The sequence below is a fragment of the Actinokineospora pegani genome (genome assembly GCF_009745975.1).
GTDB classification, from domain to species: Bacteria; Actinomycetota; Actinomycetes; order Mycobacteriales; family Pseudonocardiaceae; genus Actinokineospora; species Actinokineospora pegani.
The window spans coordinates 23,996-40,742 of record NZ_WHOL01000076.1; the positions used below are offsets into that span (position 1 = coordinate 23,996).

Annotated in this window: 12 protein-coding genes; 8 read left to right on the forward strand and 4 right to left on the reverse strand. The window is 73.0% G+C overall.

Annotated features, from left to right (window positions below; all coding sequences use genetic code 11):
• Positions 1–3: 3 nt before the first annotated feature.
• The gene (locus GCL84_RS11920) at positions 4–1,032 is read left to right on the forward strand and encodes a zinc-dependent alcohol dehydrogenase (RefSeq protein ID WP_156755504.1); all 1,029 of its coding nucleotides are present in this window, start codon (positions 4–6) and stop codon (positions 1,030–1,032) included.
• 59 nt (positions 1,033–1,091) lie between these two features.
• Here the strand turns inward: GCL84_RS11920 and GCL84_RS11925 are convergent, their stop codons facing one another.
• Positions 1,092–2,363 (reverse strand): glycosyltransferase family 4 protein, encoded by a 1,272-nt coding sequence (locus GCL84_RS11925; RefSeq protein WP_156755505.1) that lies wholly within the window; start codon positions 2,361–2,363, stop codon positions 1,092–1,094.
• A 332-nt stretch (positions 2,364–2,695) separates the two neighbouring features.
• Between GCL84_RS11925 and GCL84_RS11930 the strand changes: the two genes are divergently transcribed.
• Genes GCL84_RS11930 through GCL84_RS11945 form a run of 4 tightly spaced genes read left to right on the forward strand, consistent with a single transcriptional unit; the run spans position 2,696 to position 6,242 of the window.
• Complete coding sequence (locus tag GCL84_RS11930; protein WP_156755506.1) at positions 2,696–3,148, forward strand: carboxymuconolactone decarboxylase family protein; 453 nt, start codon at positions 2,696–2,698, stop codon at positions 3,146–3,148.
• An 18-nt stretch (positions 3,149–3,166) separates the two neighbouring features.
• Positions 3,167–3,997, forward strand: coding sequence for a class I SAM-dependent methyltransferase (locus GCL84_RS11935; RefSeq protein WP_156755507.1), 831 nt, complete (start codon positions 3,167–3,169; stop codon positions 3,995–3,997).
• A complete protein-coding gene (locus GCL84_RS11940) occupies positions 3,994–5,268 on the forward strand; it encodes a DegT/DnrJ/EryC1/StrS family aminotransferase (protein WP_156755508.1) in 1,275 nt (424 codons plus the stop codon). Before GCL84_RS11935 ends, GCL84_RS11940 begins: the two co-directional genes overlap by 4 nt.
• A complete protein-coding gene (locus GCL84_RS11945) occupies positions 5,265–6,242 on the forward strand; it encodes a radical SAM protein (RefSeq protein WP_156755509.1) in 978 nt (325 codons plus the stop codon). The genes GCL84_RS11940 and GCL84_RS11945 overlap by 4 nt, the downstream gene beginning before the upstream one ends.
• Before the next feature lie 57 nt (positions 6,243–6,299).
• On the opposite strand, the gene GCL84_RS11950 is transcribed toward GCL84_RS11945, so the two are convergent.
• The 3 genes from GCL84_RS11950 to GCL84_RS29220 form a co-directional block, all read right to left on the reverse strand.
• Positions 6,300–7,760 (reverse strand): NAD(P)/FAD-dependent oxidoreductase, encoded by a 1,461-nt coding sequence (locus GCL84_RS11950; RefSeq protein WP_156755510.1) that lies wholly within the window; start codon positions 7,758–7,760, stop codon positions 6,300–6,302.
• Positions 7,761–7,823: 63 nt separating this feature from the next.
• Positions 7,824–9,017: a hypothetical protein gene (locus GCL84_RS29215; RefSeq protein WP_197523186.1), complete on the reverse strand. Its 1,194-nt coding sequence runs from the start codon at positions 9,015–9,017 to the stop codon at positions 7,824–7,826.
• Entirely contained in the window at positions 9,014–10,405 is a 1,392-nt protein-coding gene (locus GCL84_RS29220; protein ID WP_197523187.1) for a hypothetical protein, read from the reverse strand. The genes GCL84_RS29215 and GCL84_RS29220 overlap by 4 nt, the downstream gene beginning before the upstream one ends.
• A 340-nt stretch (positions 10,406–10,745) precedes the next feature.
• On the opposite strand from GCL84_RS29220, the gene GCL84_RS11960 reads away from it, so the two are divergent.
• From GCL84_RS11960 to GCL84_RS11970, 3 genes are read left to right on the forward strand one after another with little or no spacing between them, the layout of a single operon-like run.
• Entirely contained in the window at positions 10,746–12,674 is a 1,929-nt protein-coding gene (locus GCL84_RS11960) for an FHA domain-containing protein (RefSeq protein ID WP_156755511.1), read from the forward strand.
• The gene (locus GCL84_RS29225) at positions 12,674–15,961 is read left to right on the forward strand and encodes an MFS transporter (RefSeq protein WP_197523188.1); all 3,288 of its coding nucleotides are present in this window, start codon (positions 12,674–12,676) and stop codon (positions 15,959–15,961) included. Before GCL84_RS11960 ends, GCL84_RS29225 begins: the two co-directional genes overlap by 1 nt.
• The gene (locus tag GCL84_RS11970; RefSeq protein ID WP_156755512.1) at positions 15,958–16,656 is read left to right on the forward strand and encodes a class I SAM-dependent methyltransferase; all 699 of its coding nucleotides are present in this window, start codon (positions 15,958–15,960) and stop codon (positions 16,654–16,656) included. Before GCL84_RS29225 ends, GCL84_RS11970 begins: the two co-directional genes overlap by 4 nt.
• Positions 16,657–16,747: the final 91 nt, after the last annotated feature.

Below are 16,747 nucleotides of genomic sequence, written 5' to 3' on the forward strand. Positions count from 1 at the left end.
TGCATGACCCAGGTCGCCGAGAAGGCCTCCGACGCGCCGCGGCCCGGCCAGGACATGCTCGCGCTCGTCGTGCGCGGGCACCGGGAGCACGCCATCGAGCGCGTCCCGGTGCCCGAGCTCGGGCCGGGCGAGGCCCTGGTCGCGGTGACGCACGTCGCCGTGTGCGGCACGGACATCCGGCTGCTGCGGGGGACCCTGCACGACGCGGAGTACCCGGTGGTGCCCGGCCACGAGTGGGCCGGGCGGGTGGTGGCCGCGCCGAGCAGGCCGGAGCTGGTCGGCGCGGCGGTGGTCGGCGACGGCATCACGCCGTGCCGGTCCTGCGCGCGCTGCGCCGAGGGCAAGCACAACCTGTGCACCGACCTCGACGAGGTCGGCTTCACCAGGGCGGGGGCGTTCGCCGAGGCGTTCACGATCCCGGCGGCGAACCTGCGCGTGCTGCCCGAGGGGTTCTCCGGCCCGGAGGGCTGCCTGCTGGAGCCGCTGTGCGTCGCGCTGCACGCCGTCGAGCGGGCCCCCGCCGTGGCGGGCCGCTCGGTCGGGGTCATCGGCGGCGGCACGATCGGCCTGCTGGTCGGCCAGCTCGCGGCAGCGGGCGGGGCGGCGTCGGTGGTCGTCGCCGAGCCGTCCGCGCACCGGCGGGGGGTGGCCGCGGAGCTGGGCCTGGCCTCGGTGGCGGCGATGGCCGACTGGGACGAGCCCGACCTGGTCTTCGACGCGACCGGGGTCGCCGCGGTGTTCCCGCACGGGGTCGAGGCGACCCGGCCGGGTGGCGACTACGTGCTCGTCGGCTACTCCGGCGACGAGTCGGTCGGGTTCGCGCCGAGCGCGGTGATGCTGCGCGAGATCTCCGTGCACGGCGTGCTCTCCGGGTACGACCAGATCGATCGGGCCATCGAGGTCGTCGCCGCGGGCGTGGTCCGGCTCGGCCCGCTGCTCGGCCCGGTGCTGCCGCTGGCCGACTACCGGGTGCTGCTCGACGAGGTGGACGCCCCGCCGCTGCGGTCGGTGTTCGCGACCGGCCGGGACTGACCGGCGTGGCACAGGACGAGGGGGCCGGGCGCGCGGCGCCCGGCCCCCGTCCGCTCCGGTCAGCCCTGCGCGGGCAGCGGTCCCCCCGCGGCGACCGCGCGGTAGACCGTGGTGGTCAGCGCCGAGACCTGGGCCAGGTCGTAGCGGGCGCGGACCGTCTTGCCCGCGCGCTCGGCGCAGTCGCTGCGCCACTGCGGGTCGGCCAGCGCCTTGCGGATGCCCTCGGCGAACGCCTCCGGGGTCCGCTCGGGCACCAGCCAGCCCAGCTCGCCCTGCTCGAGCACGGTGGCCACCCCGCCGACCCCGACGGCGATGATCGGCACGCCGACCGCCATCGCCTCCAGCATCACCGAGCCGAACTCCTCGTGCAGCGAGGACATCATGAGCAGGTCGAGCGTGCCCAGCACGGCGGGCACGCGCTCGTTGGGCACGTAGCCGGTGACCGTGACCCGGTCGGTCAGGCCGCGCTCGGACAGGTCGCGCTCGAACAGGTCGCGCTCGTTGCCGTCACCGCACACCACCACGTGCACCGGCTCGTCGCGCAGGCGCTCGGCGATGTCCAGGATGATCGGCCAGCCCTTCTCCCTGGCGATCCGGCCGACGTAGCCGACCACGGCGCGCTCGCCGGGGACCGGCCACTGCGCGCGCACCCCGGCCACGGCCTCCGGGGTGGCCCGCGCGGCGAAGGCGTCCGCGTCGATCACGTCGGGGAGCACGACGAACCTGTCCGCCGCGACGCCGGTGTGCTCGGCCAGCACCGGGACCGTGCGCGGGGTCAGCACGACCGTCGCGGCGGCCGCCTTGATGGCCCGCTTCTCGACCCACCGCGCCAGCGGCTGCATGAACCGGTCGATGACGGTCATGGGGTGGTAGGTGGCGATGATCGAGCAGTGCACGGTCAGCACCAGCGGCGTGCGCAGCACCCTGGTCAGCAACCAGCCGAGCAGCGGCGGGATCATGACGCCGCTGCAGTGCACGTGGATGACGTCGTGGCGCCCGCGGTGGCGCACCAGGTGCCACAGCACACCCAGCGCCCAGGCCAGGTTCAGGTCGACCATGCCCCGGATGCGCGAGCGGATCGGCAGCACCGGGACGCGCACGCCGCGCACCTCGGTGTGCCCGGACATCGCCCAGTTGGTCGGGGCGCCCGGCAGGCGCAGGGTGAGCACGGTCTGCGCGACGCCGAGCGAGTCCAGCTCCTGGGTCAGCCGGTGGATCTGCGACTGCATGCCGCCGATCGCGTCGAACTTGACCGGCCAGGACGTCTCGGCCAGTTGCGGCCAGTAGTAGTGCGGGGACAGGCGCAGCACTCGGGGCGGGGAATCTGGCACGGGCGGCCTCCAGGACGTCGGCGAGCGCTGGCTGGGGGAGTGGGCCCGTCCGGCGGGGAGCACGCTCCACTTCGACCGGACGACGTGGCGATGGTATCACCGAGACGTCTCGGTGGCCGCTTTCCCGTGGAATTCCTGCCGGCGTCCGCCGTCATCGAAACTCGTGTAAACAATCCGCGCCGACGCCCTCCTCGGGTGTCTGCTTCACGGTATAGTCCGACTGCCCGCACAAGTGCAAGGAAAGGTCTGCCAACCCCATGAGTGAAGCGGTTGACGCTGCCCCGGAAAATGATTCCGAGGATTCTCGGGAAGCCGGTCCCGAGGCGGTCCCGATGCCGACCCCGCCGCCGGTGCGGCTCGCCGTCGACGAGTTGCTGCCGCTGGTGAACCGGCGGATGGAGGGCTTGGACGCCGCCGCGGAGAAGGTCAGCCTCGACATCGGCCTGCTCGAACTGGTCCGCACCAGGGCTTCCCAGCTCAACCACTGCGCGTACTGCACGGACGCGCACGGCGCGGAGGCCGTCGACGTCGGCCAGCACGTGCGCAAGGTGCTCGCCCTGCCGGTGTGGCGCGAGGCCCCGTTCTTCACCCCGCGCGAGCGCGCGGCGCTGGAGTTGACCGAGGCGATCACCCAGCTCTCGAATGGCCCGGTGACCGATGAGGTGTGGGACGGCGCGGCCAAGGAATTCACCGAGGTGGAACTCGCCGAATTGGTGTGGTCCATCGCGATCATCAACACCTGGAACCGGCTCGCCGGGCCGGCGCGGCCGTGGCCGGTGGAATAGCGGAACGGGGTATTGCCGATGACCGGGACCACAAGCACCGAAACCGGCCTCGCGATGTCCGAGGACGAGGTGTTCGCCGATTTCACCCGGCGGGTCGACCTCACGGGCGCCGTCGTGGCCGAGCTCGGCGGGGCGTTCCCGCCCGAGCTGCTCGCCGCCCACGGGGTGGCCCGCTGGTACTCCATCGACCCGCACCGCCAGGCGCGCCGCGACGCCGACGGCCTGCGCGAGGTGCTGGCCGTGCGCGCCGAGGAGCTGCCGCTCGCCGACGAGAGCGTCGACGCGGTGTTCACCTGCAACGCCCTTCAGTTCATCGATGTCGGCCCCGCGTTCGCCGAGGCGTTCCGCGTGCTGCGGCCGGGCGGGCTGGTGCACGCCCACTTCGGACCGATCTGGTCCGGTGTGGACGGACACCAGCTCGAGTACGTGTCCTACCGGGGCAGGCCGCTGACCTTCTGGGAGGACACGCTCCTGCCGCCGTGGGCGCACCTGCTCTACGGCAAGGAGGAGCTGCGCGCGCTGCTGCGCAGCGGGGTCGACCACGAGCTGGCCGACCTGCTGGTGTGGCACGTGCACGACAGCCCCACGATCAACCGCGCGTTCTACGAGGACTACCTCGCCGCCGCGGCCGCCTGCGGGCTGGAGGTCGTCGAGGCGGCCACCGCCGACCAGCTCGACTACCCGATCACCACCCCGGACTACGACCCCGCGCTGCTGCGGGAGCCCGACCTCGCCGCGCTGGCCGCGGCGGTGTCCGCGCGCCGGGGCGCGCCCACCCGACTCGGCGTTCGCGACGTGCTGCTGGTGCTGCGCAAGCCCGGGTCCCGACCCCGTTCAGGAGACTCATGAGCGACCTCGCCATCCTCGGCGGAGCCCCCGTGCGGTCCGGCTCCACCTGGCCGGAGTGGCCCCAGTACGACGAGCGCACCGAGCACGAGCTGCTCGCCGCGCTGCGCTCGCGCCGCTGGGCGGTGAGCTGGCCGACCGACGGCACCCGCTCCAGGGAGCGCCGCTTCGCCGAGGAGTTCGCCCGCTACAACGACGTCCCGCACGCCGTCAGCGTCGACCACGGGTCCAGCGCCCTGGTCGTGGCGCTCGAGGCGCTCGACATCGGTCCCGGGGACGAGGTCGTCGTCCCGGTCATGACCTGGGTCGCGCCGGTCGCGGCCGTGCTGCGGGTCGGCGCGCTGCCGGTCGTGGTCGACGTCGACCCGGAGACCGGGTGCCTGACCCCGGAGACCGTGCGCGCGGCGCTGTCCGAGCGCACCAAGGCGGTCCTGGTCGTGCACCTGGCCGCCACCGTCGCCGACCTCGACGGGTTGCAGCAGGTGACCGAGGAGGCGGGCGTCGCGCTGATCGAGGACTGCGCGCAGGCCCACGGCGCCCGCTGGCGGGGCCGCCGGGTCGGCACCTTCGGCCGCGTCGGCTGTTTCAGCTTCCAGGTCGGCAAGGTCCTCGCGGGCGGCGAGGGCGGCGCGGTCATCACCTCCGACGAGGCGCTGTACCAGCGGATGCAGCAGTTGCGCGCCGACTCCCGCCGCTACGTCGACACCGAGCTGGCGCCCGGCGACCTCGAGCTGCTGGAGGCGGGCGAGGTCATGGGCGGCAACTACTGCATGTCCGAGCTGACCGCGGGCGTGCTGCTCGACCAGCTCCCGCGCCTGGACCAGCAGCACGCGCACCGCGACCGGATGGCGGCCGAGCTGGAGCGGGGACTGGCCGCGCTGGGCGACTTCGGGCCCATCCCGGTGCCCGAGCACGCCGACCAGCGCTCGATCTACGAGTACGGCATCCGGTTCCGCCCCGGCACCTTCGGCGACGTCCCGGTGGAGGCGGTCGCCGAGGCGGTGGGCGCCGAGCTGGGCATGGCGCTGTGGCCGCCGGACCTGCCGCTGCACCGCAGCGTCATGCTGCACCCGCACACCAAGAACCGGTTCCGGCTGGTGTGGACCGAGCAGGGCCGCGCCCGCGCGCTCGGCCGCGAGTACCCCGGCGCGGAGACCTACCGCGACACCACGCTGGTCTTCCACCACAAGGAGCTGCTCGGCGGCGAGGAGGACATGGCGGACCTGGTGCGGGCGGTGGCGAAGGTGCGCGACGCGCACAAGGAGCTGTTGTGAGCACGGCCGAGGCGATCTGGGACCGGTTCGACGCCCGCGACCGGGTGGCGATCAACTTCACCCTGACCTGCAACATCGCCTGCGCGCACTGCATCGTCGAGTCCAGTCCGCAGCGCACCGAGCGGCTGACCGTGGACGAGGTGCGCGCGGCGCTGCTGACCGCGAAGCGGGCGGGCAAGAAGCACGTCACCTTCAGCGGCGGCGAGGTGTTCCTGTTCCCCAAGCCCATGTGCGAGGTCATCGCCTACGGCCGGGAGCTGGGGCTGGTGGTCGACGTGGAGTCCAACGCGTTCTGGGCCCGCGACGAGCGCATCGCCGCGCTCAAGCTGGCCCCGTTCGTCGAGGCGGGCATCGCGGGGCTGTCGCTGAGCGCGGACGCCTACCACGTGGCGTACTTCCCGGTGACCCGCACGATCACCGCGGCGCGGGCGGGGCGGGCGGCCGGACTGCTCACCGAGATCAACTTCTGCCCGTCCGACCAGACCGCGGTGGACGCCGACATCCGCGCCGCGCTGACCGAGGCGGGCGAGCCGTTCCTGGTCAACGAGCTGCTCGACCGCGGCCGCGGCGCCGACCTGCACCAGGTCGTCGTCGCGCGCAAGGTCGCCGACCTGCCCGACTGCACCAGCCTGACGACCACGGTGCACGCGACCGGGGACGTCTACGCCTGCTGCGAGCTGGACATCAGCACCGACGCCATGAAGCGCACGCCGGTGTTCCTCGGGTCCATCCGGTCGCACGACGCGGCCGCGCACGCCGAGCGGGAGCAGTTGGTGTCGGCGTTCTACGACCCCGCGTCGCCGATCTACTTCCGGCGGATCGTCGAGGACCACCCGGAGTTCGCGGAGCTGGCCGTCGACACGTTCGCCACGATCTGCGACTTCTGCATGCGCGCGCTGTCCGACCCGGTGAAGGTGGAGGTGTTGCGCCGCATCCTCGCCGAGCACGGGTCGGCGCAGCCCGCGATGTCCTGAGCCCGAACGAGGAGCTGGGGGCGGCCCGATCGGGCCGCCCCCAGCTCCTCGTCGTCGTCAGCTGTGCGCGTCGTAGTACCGGCGCAGCGCGGTGTGGATGTCGTCGTCCACGAAGAACAGCAGCTCCGGCGGCGGGACGAAGTCGTGCTCCATCTCGTCGAGCATCTGCTTGAACGAGCGGCGGAACTGCTCCTCGATCAGCGGCGGGAAGTCCTCCGGCAGGTGCCAGTCGTGCTCGACGCCGACGGCCATGGTGTGCGTCAGCGCCGTCTCCAGCGCCTCCTCGCGGGTCATGGTCTGCAGCGGCGGGCGCACCGGGGTGAACACGTCCAACGCGGGGTCGTGCGCCTCGCCGAGGATGCGCGCGGCCATCTCGTGGGCCAGCATCGGCGACTGGTGCAGGCCGTCGCGGTAGGTGCCGGTCATCATCCACAGCCCCTCGACCCCGGCCCGGCCGAGCAGCGGGTACCCGTCCAGCGGCACCGGCCGGTTGCCCACGTTGATCTTGAGGATGTGCCCGTTGACGAGGTCGGCGCGCATCTGCCGGATGCCGCTGAGCAGCAGGTTGACCTCACCGATCGCGGCGGTCGAGATCGGGTGCGGCAGGATCTCGTTGGTGGCGCCCAGGTAGATCACCCCGTCCCCGCGCGGGACGACGTGCAGCCCGCAGGCGAACGCGCGGTTGGGCGTGCGGATCACGCTGTCGGGGGTCAGGCCGTTCTCGGTGCGGACCAGCAGCGACACGCCGCCGCCGGACACCAGCGCCGGGATGCGGTCGCGGATGCCGGGGTCGATGGCGGAGAGCAGGTCGTGCGAGGACGCCCCGGCGGCGAGCACCACGGTGTCCGCGGCGAGCACCCGCCCGCTGCCGCGCAGCGCCACGCCGGTGACCCGGTCGCCGCTGAGCACCAGCTTCTCGATGTGCGCGTCCACCAGCGTCCCGCCCGCGCGGGTGAAGGCCGTGGGCAGCGCGCGCAGCAGGGCGGGGGTGTCCACGGCGTGCTCGCCGGGGATGAACATCGCCTTGAGCGGGCGGGACTTGGGCTCCGGGGCCAGCCACTGGACCTGGTCGGCCTCCAGGTCCTCGTAGGGCTCCTTGTACTCCTCCATCGCCTGCCGGATGGCGGCGTAGCCCGCGCTGTCGATCCCCGGCACGCCGATCGTGTTGAGGATGACGATGGTCCCGTTGGCGCTGCGGATGCGGGTCTCGTCGGACTCCTCCATGAGCCCCTCGGCCCAGGCGTCCCACATCCCGGTGGCGCGCACGTCCATCGCCAGCTTCAACCTGCCGTACTCGCTGGCCATCAGCGTCGGCGTCACCTCGCCGAAGCAGCCGTTCATCGCCCCCGCCGCGGTCGAGGCGGCCAGCGGCCTGCCCGCCTCGCCGACGACGGCGACCCGCTGGCCCCGGCGCGCCAGCACCAGGCCCAGGGACAGGCCGAGCCCGCCGTTGCCGACGACGATCGCGTCGAACCCGGAGGGGGGCGCGTCGGTTGTCACGTCAGAGTTCTCGCTCATGCGGCACCCACTGGTGAGAGGAACGGAAAGGGAGACGGCGGGCGCGGCCCGCCGGACGGCGGGTCACCTGGCGGGCCCGCCGGGCCGCACGGCGGTCATCGACTGCCGCGCGACCCCGTTGAACTCTGCGCTGAGTTCCATCGAGTACCCCGACACGTTGCCGAGCACGACGTGGTCCCCCGCGCGGGGCGTGGGCGCTGTCCGCGCCACCGGGACCACTTCGGACTCCTCGAGCCAGTCCTCCTCGAAGCACGTGCGGCCGCACACCCGCCACGGACCGCCCGGCGGCGGTCCGAGCACCGGGACGCGCAGCAGGTCCGACCACTGCAGGTGGCTCATCAGCCCGATGTCGAGCACCAGCGCGGTGAACGCGCGCATCGGCTTGACCTCGAGCACGGGGGCCACCAGCGCGGCGCAGTCGGTCAGCCACCACCGGCCCGGCTCGAGCACCACCTCGACGTCGGGCCCGGCCGCCGCGCGCACCGCGCCGAACAGCGACCCCAGGCCCTCGGGCGTCGGGTCGGCGAACACGCCGCCGCCCAGGTCGAGCGCGGCCAGCGCGATCCCGTGCCTGCGCGCGGCCGCGGTGATAGCCCGTGCGGCGAAGGTGAACGCCTCGCGGGTGTTCTCCTCCGAACCGTTGTGCGTGTGCAGCCAGCGGATCTCGCAGCCGTGCGCGGCGGCGGTCTCCCTGGCCAGCGGCAGGTGGTCCAGCGCGATGCCGAAGCGGCTCGGCCGCCACAGCGGGATGTGCTCGGGGACCTCGACCCCGTCGAGGTTGACCCGCAGGCCGACGTCGGAGCCGGGGAAGGCCGCGCACAACTCGGCGAGCTGGTCGAGGGAGTCGCAGTGCCAGCGGTCGACCCGGCCCGCGGCGAAGGCGCCGAACAGCGCGTCCTTCTCGTGCAGCGCCAACGCGGGCGGGGTCAGGCTGATCACACCGCTGGGCGCGGCGCCCAGCGCGTGCTCGAGCTCCACCGCGTTGGCGACGTCGAACCCGAGCCCGTGCGCCGCGGCCAGCCGCAGCACCCGCGCGTCGGTGCTCGCCTTGACCGCGCACAGCAGCCGGACGCCGTGCGCGGCCGCGGCCCTGGTCGCGACGTCGTAGCGGCGCTCCAGCGCGTCCAGGTCGAGCACGACGCCCGCGACGCCGTCCGCGGCGCGCCCGCGCAGCACGTCGGCGAAGGCAGGGGACAGACCCTGCTCCGGCACGTGCACCACACTCCCGGCCACCACCGGTCCACTCCCGACGGTCACGGTGCGCTCCCCTCGCTCAAGACCTCGACCACGGTGCGCGCGACGGCCGCGGCGACCTCCGGGTCGTGCATGCCGAAGCACACGCGCAGCACGGTGTGCGGCTCCTCGCCGGGGTCGTCGGAGCCGTACCAGCTCAGCCCGGTGTAGTGGAAGCCGAAGCTGGCCGACTTCCACACCGGCAGGTCGCGGGCCTGCGCGCGGCGCTCCAGTTCGGTCAGCCGCACGTCGAAGGCGTCCCACGGCGGCCACGGCGCCGAGCTGCCCGGGTCGGCGGGACCGGGGATGTCGAGCACGTGGACCTCGACGAAACAGCGGTGGTCGTTGGTCACCACGCGGAAGGCGCCGGCCAGTCCCTCGGCCAGCACGCGCGCGCCTACCCCGTTGGCCGCGCGCAGCAACCGGTTCGCCGCGCGGGCCCAGTCGTGGTCGGGCAGGCCGAGCGCGTCGAGCAGGCGCAGCGCGGTGGGGGAGGCGCAACCACCGGTGACCATCAGGCACTCGGGGATCAGCGCGCGCAACCGCGTCGCCCAGTCCTGCTGCCCGGCCAGGAGCGCCAGCGAGCCGAGTGGGCTGAACTCCAGGCCGAACTGGTCGAGCTTGACGTGGCTGCGGATCAGCAGCAGCGGCCGGTCCGGCTCCCCGGCCGGGGGCTGCGCGGTGGAGGCGCAGGTGTTGTCCCAGACGACCAGCGGGACCTGGCCGGGCGTGGTGGCCGACAGCACGCGACCCACCGCCGCCGCGTCGCCGAACGGCCTGCTGGAGTCGAGGAAGACGACCACCGGGGTGGTCGAGTCCGTGCCGGTGTGGACGATCTCCTCGATGTCCTGGCAGGTGGTGAATGCCACCCTGGTCAGGTCCATCGACCGGAACAGGACGGCGGTCTCGTGGTAGAGCCGGTTCGACACCACGCGGACCGGCCCGAGCACCGCCGCGATCCGCGCCACCGCGAGCGCCCACGCGGTGATCGCGGCCATGCCGGTCCGGCTGTACCAGACCTGCGCCGGGGTCTGCTCGTCGGTCCACGGGTACGGCCGTGCCCAGGCCGAACCCGCCGCCAGGCGCAGTTCGGCGCGGTCGTAGTCGTACCCGCACACGCGCTGGTCGGCCGGGTCGGCGTCGCCGATGTAGGACACCGAGGTGCGCCAGGACCCCGCGCTGTCGGCCGCGCGCAGCGCGAGCTGGCGGACCAGGAACGACCGCCGCACCGCCGCCACCAGCGGCCGGTCCTCGTCGGACCACCACGCGCGTTCCTCGGCCAGGTCGGCGCGGGAGACCCCGGGGCGGGCAGGGGCGGCCAGCAGCCGGTCCAGCAGCGTGCGCACCTCGGCGGCGAGCCGCGCGCGCTGCGCGCGGCTCGCGGGCGCCGAGATCTGGTCAGGTGAAGGCAAGGGCGGTTCCCAAAGGCGGTGGCACGGGGGAGGGAGACAGTAGGGGTGCGGGGGGAGCGACCGGATTGGATAGACGGGGCGTCCCGGAGGTGTGGCGCCGATCGTAGAGACGGAGCCCCGGTGTGGCAAGGAAACCAGACCCGCACGTCGGCTTTGTCAAATCGCGCCACACCGTGGGCGAATCCGGTAATGTCAGGCCCAGTGCGACGGGCGCCCGCGTCGCACGTCCGGTCCCCACCGACCCGTACTTCCGTTCGGGGGAACGGACTTGCTCCACACAGCGCACTCGGTGCCGCTCGTGGAAGCCGCCGAATGGTGACGGCACACGAATGGAATGGCGGTGGCGGCTTTGGCCCCCAGGGAGACTGCATCCTCGCGCGCCTCGGCGCTGCGGGAACACCTCGACCCGACCCCCGGTTCGATCGGGGTCAAGGAGGAGAACCTCGCCGGTGTCCGCGATCCGGGCTTCCTGGCCCTGGGTCTCGGCGGGACGAACATGATGGCGATGCTGTGGAGCATCGCGATGGGCAAGCGGGCGGTCGGCGTCGAGCTGCGCGGCGACCCCGCCCTGGGCATCCACTGGAACATCCGCGAGGACCTCTGGCACCACCTCGGCCTGATCGACGCCCTGATGGAGCAGCGCTACGGCGTCGACCGGCTGCCCAGGCGCGGCGACGGCAAGATCTTCCGGCTCGCGGAGACCTTCTACAGCGCCCAGACCAAGGGCGGGGCGTACTACTCCGACGAGGTCATCAGCGGCTTCCTCGAGTCCTTCGGCGAGCACGGCCACGCCGCGGGCCGCATCTACCACACCGAGTTCATCGACGACCGGTGGAAAGATGGCGGGCCCTGCCGGTCGGTGACCATCGTCGAGCCGCCGAAGCCGCCGGACCAGCCGCACACCGAGACCATCGGCCGCCCGGTCGCCGAGGTGCTCGACGGCCCGTCGACGTTCCAGATCGGCGCGTCCGAGGCGCTGGTGCTGCTGCGCCGCTACCTCGAGTACATGGAGGAGATGGACCTCGAGGCCGGTGTCGAGCCGCGGGTGCGCCTGTTCCTGACCCACCGCGTCGTCGCGGGCGAGCCGGGGGAGTCCAGCTACATCAAGTGGTTCCGCCGCGAGGACGGCTTCATCGGCCTGCCCGACGGGCGCAAGCAGGTGCGCATCGAGCAGGTCCGCGAGCTCGACCACCGCGGCAAGTTCCGCAGGCAGCGCACGCCCGGCACCCAGGTCATCGACATCGGCACGCCCGAGCTGTTCATGATCGCCCAGGGCTTCTCCAGCGACGACGCCGACCGGCTCGGCTTCCGCCAGGACGACGTCAAGGTCGACCACCACGACGGGCACGGCCCGGTCGTGGCCCAGGCCGACTACCTGGCCGGGCTGATGGAGATCAACGTCGGCGGCAGGCTGCGCCGCCGGATCGCCTCGGAGTTCGACCGCGACGGCAACGAGTACTGGGTCCGCCAGATCGCGGTGGGGCACGAGGAGGACGCCGAGGTCGGCTGGATCCTGGTGCAGGTGCCCGACTTCAAGACCTTCGACCCGGTGCTCGCCGGACTCGTCCCCGAGGGCACCGGCCGCAAGTCCAAGGAGTACCTGGGCGCCCACCAGCAACTGCTGCGCGAGTACTACCTCGAGCAGGTCGCGATGATCACCGAGATCCCGCTTGCCGAGCTGGAGGAGGTCGAGATCCCCTACGGCCCCAAGCTGTTCAGCCTGGTCGAGCGCATCGGCCCGGACCCCCGCGTCGCGGGCAACGGCGTCGTCGCGGGCGACACCTTCGGCAACGGCCACTTCATGACCAGCGGCGGCGCGATGACCGGCATGGTCGGCCACGCGCACCGCGTGCTGCGCTACTGGCAGGGCCGCGAGGAGGGCATGTCCACCGAGGACGCCATCCTGCGGCTCGCGGCGGAGATCAAGGAGGACACGCTCGGCTGGCTGCAGGTCAGCTCCCAGGAGTTCAGCCAGGCGGTGCCGATCAACTTCGGCCAGGAGCGCATCAGCGCGATCGAGCGGTCCACCGGCCGCAGCAGCGCCCAGCGCGCCAACGCCATCGACGCGACCCGCCGCCACCGCCACTCGCTGGTGCCGCTGAACCCGTCGGACTGGCGCCGCCTGGTCGTGCACCCCGGCAAGCTCTACACCAACGACCTGCCCCCGCTCAGCGACGTGCACCCCGCCCTGCGCGACAACACCCCCGCCGACCCCGCTCCCGTGGCGGCCCCGGAGCCGGAGCGCGTGCTGGTGGGTGAGCAGGTTTGATGGACAACGAGGAGCCCCGCCCCAGGGGTGACGCGTTCGGCTCCCGCGGCGAGACCGTCGTCACCCAGAACGTGCACCGGGAGCTGCGCACGCTCCGGCAGCGCCAGTTGGCGCTGCTGGTGCTGTGCGTCAGCTCGCTGGTCATCATCCTGGACGCGTCGGTCGTCAACGTGGCGCTGCCGTCGATCCAGGCCGACCTCGGGTTCGAGCAGCACAACCTGGCCTGGGTCGTCAACGCCTACCTGGTGCCCTTCGGCGGCATCCTGCTGTTCGCGGGCAGGCTCGGCGACCTGGTCGGGGCCAAGCGGGTGTTCATCAGCGGCCTGGCCCTGTTCACCGCCGCGTCCGTCGCCTGCGGCCTGGCGCAGAACCAGGCCATGCTCATCGGCGCCCGGTTCGTCCAGGGCATCGGCGGCGCGCTGGCCGCGGCCGTGGTGCTGGGCATGATCGTCCGGATGTTCCCCAAGCCCGCCGAGCAGACGCGCGCGCTGTCGTTCTACGCGTTCGTCGCCTCCTCCGGCGCGGTCATCGGCGTCCTGCTCGGCGCGCTGCTCACCGACGCCGTGAGCTGGAACTGGGTCTTCTTCGTCAACGTGCCCATCGGCGTGGCCGCGCTGGTGGCGGCCAGGGCGCTGCTGGTGGACGAGCGCGACGAGGACACCAAGGGCGTCGACCTGCCCGGCACCGTGCTGCTCGTCGGCTCGCTGACGCTGCTGGTCTACGCGGCCGTGCAGACCACGGAGAGCGGCTGGCTCTCCGCGCGCACCGGCCTGCTGTTCGGCGGCGTGGTCGTCGGGCTCGCGCTGTTCACCTGGTGGCAGGCCAAGGCCCGCGACCCGCTGCTGCCGCTGTCGGTGTTCCGCGGCCGCAACGTCGCGGGCCCCAACCTGGTGATCACGCTGATGGTGTGCGGCCCGACCGCCACCTTCTTCTTCATCGCCCTGCACCTGCAGCAGGTCGAGCGCCTGTCGGTCATGCAGGTCGGCCTGGCCTTCCTGCCGATGGCGCTGGTGGTCGCGGTGGTGTCGCTCAAGCTGACCCCGAGGATGGTCAAGAAGGTCGACGCCAAGGGCGTGCTGCTGCTCGGCCTGGGCAGCATGGCGCTCGGCCTGGCGTGGCTGGGCAGGCTCGGCGCGGACAGCGGCTACCTGCTCGACGTGCTGCCCGGCCTGCTGCTCATCGGCCTGGGCGCCGGTCTCGGCATGCCCGCCTCGCTCGGCGTGGCGGTCGCGGACGCGACCCGGTCCGACAGCGGCGTGCGGTCCGGCCTGGTCAACACGACCCAGCAGGTCGGCGGCGCGCTCGGCCTGGGCGTGCTCGCCGCGCTGGCCGCCGGGCGCACCGAGTCGCGGCTGGCCGCGGGCGAGTCCGCCGAGGTCGCGCTGACCTCCGGGTTCAGCCTCGGCTTCCTCGTCGCGGCCGGGGTCGTGGCGCTGGCGCTCGGGCTGGCCACGGTGGTCATCGAGCCCGCGGTGCCCAAGACCGCGCCCGCCGAGCTGGACCCCACCCGGCGCGGCATCGTCGAGCACCGCGAGGACCTGACCGGAGCGGTCGACCCGGACTTCCTGGCCATCGGCCTCGGCGGGGCCAACATGATGTCCATGCTGTGGTCGATCGCGCACGGCAAGCGCTCCGTCGGCGTCGAGCTGCGCGGCGACCCGGCCGCGGCCGTCATGCACTGGACCGTGCAGGAGGACCTGTACCACCACCTCGCCGAGATCGACCGGATGATCCTGGAGCGCTACGGCGCCGACCGGGTGCCGAGGCTCGACGGCGGCAGGCCGTTCCTGCTGCACGAGTGCATGTACAACCCGGACAACAGCTCCGCCGACGCCAGGGCCGACGAGGTGCTGACCGTCTACGCCGGTGACGCGCACGTCGCGGGCCTGGTCCGCTCCACCGAGCTGGTCGACGACCGGGTGGTCGACGGCGTCGCGCAGCGCACCCTGACCAGGCAGGGCCCGGTCGGGTGCCCCGGCCCGCCGGACCCGGCGAAGGTCGGCAGGCCGCTGGAGGTGGTGCTCGGGGAGCCGCCCAGGTTCCTGGCGGGCGCCAGGGAGCTGGTGCTGATCCTGCGCCGGTACCTGCAGGCCCTGGAGCGCATGGACCTCGAGTCCGGGCACACCCCGCGGTGCAGGCTCTTCCTGTACCACCGGGTCATCCCCGCGGGCTCCGGCAGGGGCCGCCGCGCCGCGACCGCGGAGGAGGGCTTCTCCCGGGAGGCCGACGGCAGGCTGCGCGTGCGGATCGAGGGCGTGCGCGAGCTGGAGAGCAAGGGCTCCTACCGCCGGGTCCGCAGGCCGGGCACCGAGACCATCGACCTCGGGGTGCCCGAGCTGTTCGTCATCGCCGAGGGCCCGGAGGCCGAGGACGCCGCCCGCCTCGGCTTCCGCCAGGAGCCGATGCTGGTCGACCGCGGCGACGGCCTCGGCGCGGTCCCGGCCCAGGCCGACTACCTCGTCGGGCTGATGACGATCTACCTGGACAGCCGCTACCGCAGGCGCATCTGCTCGGAGTTCGACCGGACCGGCGCGGAGTACTGGGTCCGCCAGATCGCCGTCGGGCACGAGGACGACGCCGAGATCTCCTGGATCGCGGTGGAGGTCCCGGACTTCATGACCTTCGACCCGGTGCTCGCCGGGCTCTGCCCGCCGGGCACGGCGGTCGGCTCGCGCGAGTTCTACGCCGGCTACCAGCACCTGGTCCGCGAGTACTACCTGGACCAGGTGGCCGTGCTGACCGAGCTGCCCAGGCGCGAGGTCGGCCGCATCAGCGTCGCCCGCACCCCGCAGCTCGTCACGGTGACCGCCCAGTCCGGTGTGGACGCCGTGGTCGCGCCGAACGGCGTGGTCGCGGGCGACTCCTTCGGCACGTCGGACTTCCTGCTCAGCGGCGGGTTCACCGCCGGGGGCATCGGGCACGCCTGCCGGGTGCACGCCTACTGGACCGACCGGGCGGCGGGTGTGCCCGCCGAGCAGGCCACGCGCGCGCTCGGCGACCGGATCAAGGCCGACACCGAGGCGTGGCTGCGCACCACCGTCGACAACTTCGCCCAGCCGCCCGCGCCGGACGACCCGGCCTGGCGGGCGTCGGTGCTGGAGATGACCCGGTCCCAGCGCCGGGCCGTCGCCCCGGTCACCCACCGCGACGAGTGGAGCAGGCTGCACGTGTTCGTCGGCAGGCTGCACAGCTACCCGCTGCCGCCGATGGACCACCGGCACCCGGACCACCGCGACCCGGACGGGGCCAAGCCGAGCTGGGAGGACTTCGAGGCGGTCCGGGGATGAGCCTGCGCAACGACTGGAAGATCTTCCGGCAGGGCGCGGGCGCCTGGGGCCTGCGCAGCGCGCTGATCGAGCAGGGGCACTACTTCCGCGCGCGCCTGCACGAGCGGGTCGATCGGTTCGACGCCCGGTTCGGCACCGAGACCAGCGGCATGGTCGGCATCGGCGACCTCGACGGCGTCGGCGACAACGGCGCCGACGCCGTCCACTACTGGCCGACCAGGCCGGTCGACTTCGACCGGGTGATGGCGGAGCTGGGCGAGATCGACCACCGCGGCCACGTCTTCGTCGACGTGGGCTGCGGCAAGGGCCGGGTCGCGCTGCTCGCCGCCGGGCTGCCGTTCAAGCGGGTGATCGGCTTCGACTTCTCACCCGCGCTGGTCGAACGGGCGCAGGAGAACCTGGAGCGCTACCGCGGTCCGCTCCTGACCGACGTCGAGCTGCTGGTGTGCGACGCCGCGGAGTTCGACTTCCCGGTCGACGACCTGATCGTCTACATGTTCGACCCGTTCGGCCCGGTCGTGCTCACCAGCATGATCGCGAAGCTGGCGGCGTCGGCGCGCGGGAACGGCCAGCGGATCACGATGATCTACTACTCGCCCGACTACGAGGACATCATCACCGGCGGCGGGTTCGAGCTGGTGCGCCAGGGCAAGGGGCACAGCTTCCCCTGGCAGCTCTACCGGATCGGCTTCTGACGGCGGTCCTGCTGACAACAGCGTGGTGCGCGGTCCGGCCGCCCCCGACGGCCAGCCGGACCCCGATGCCCAGGTCAGTGCGCACGGACAC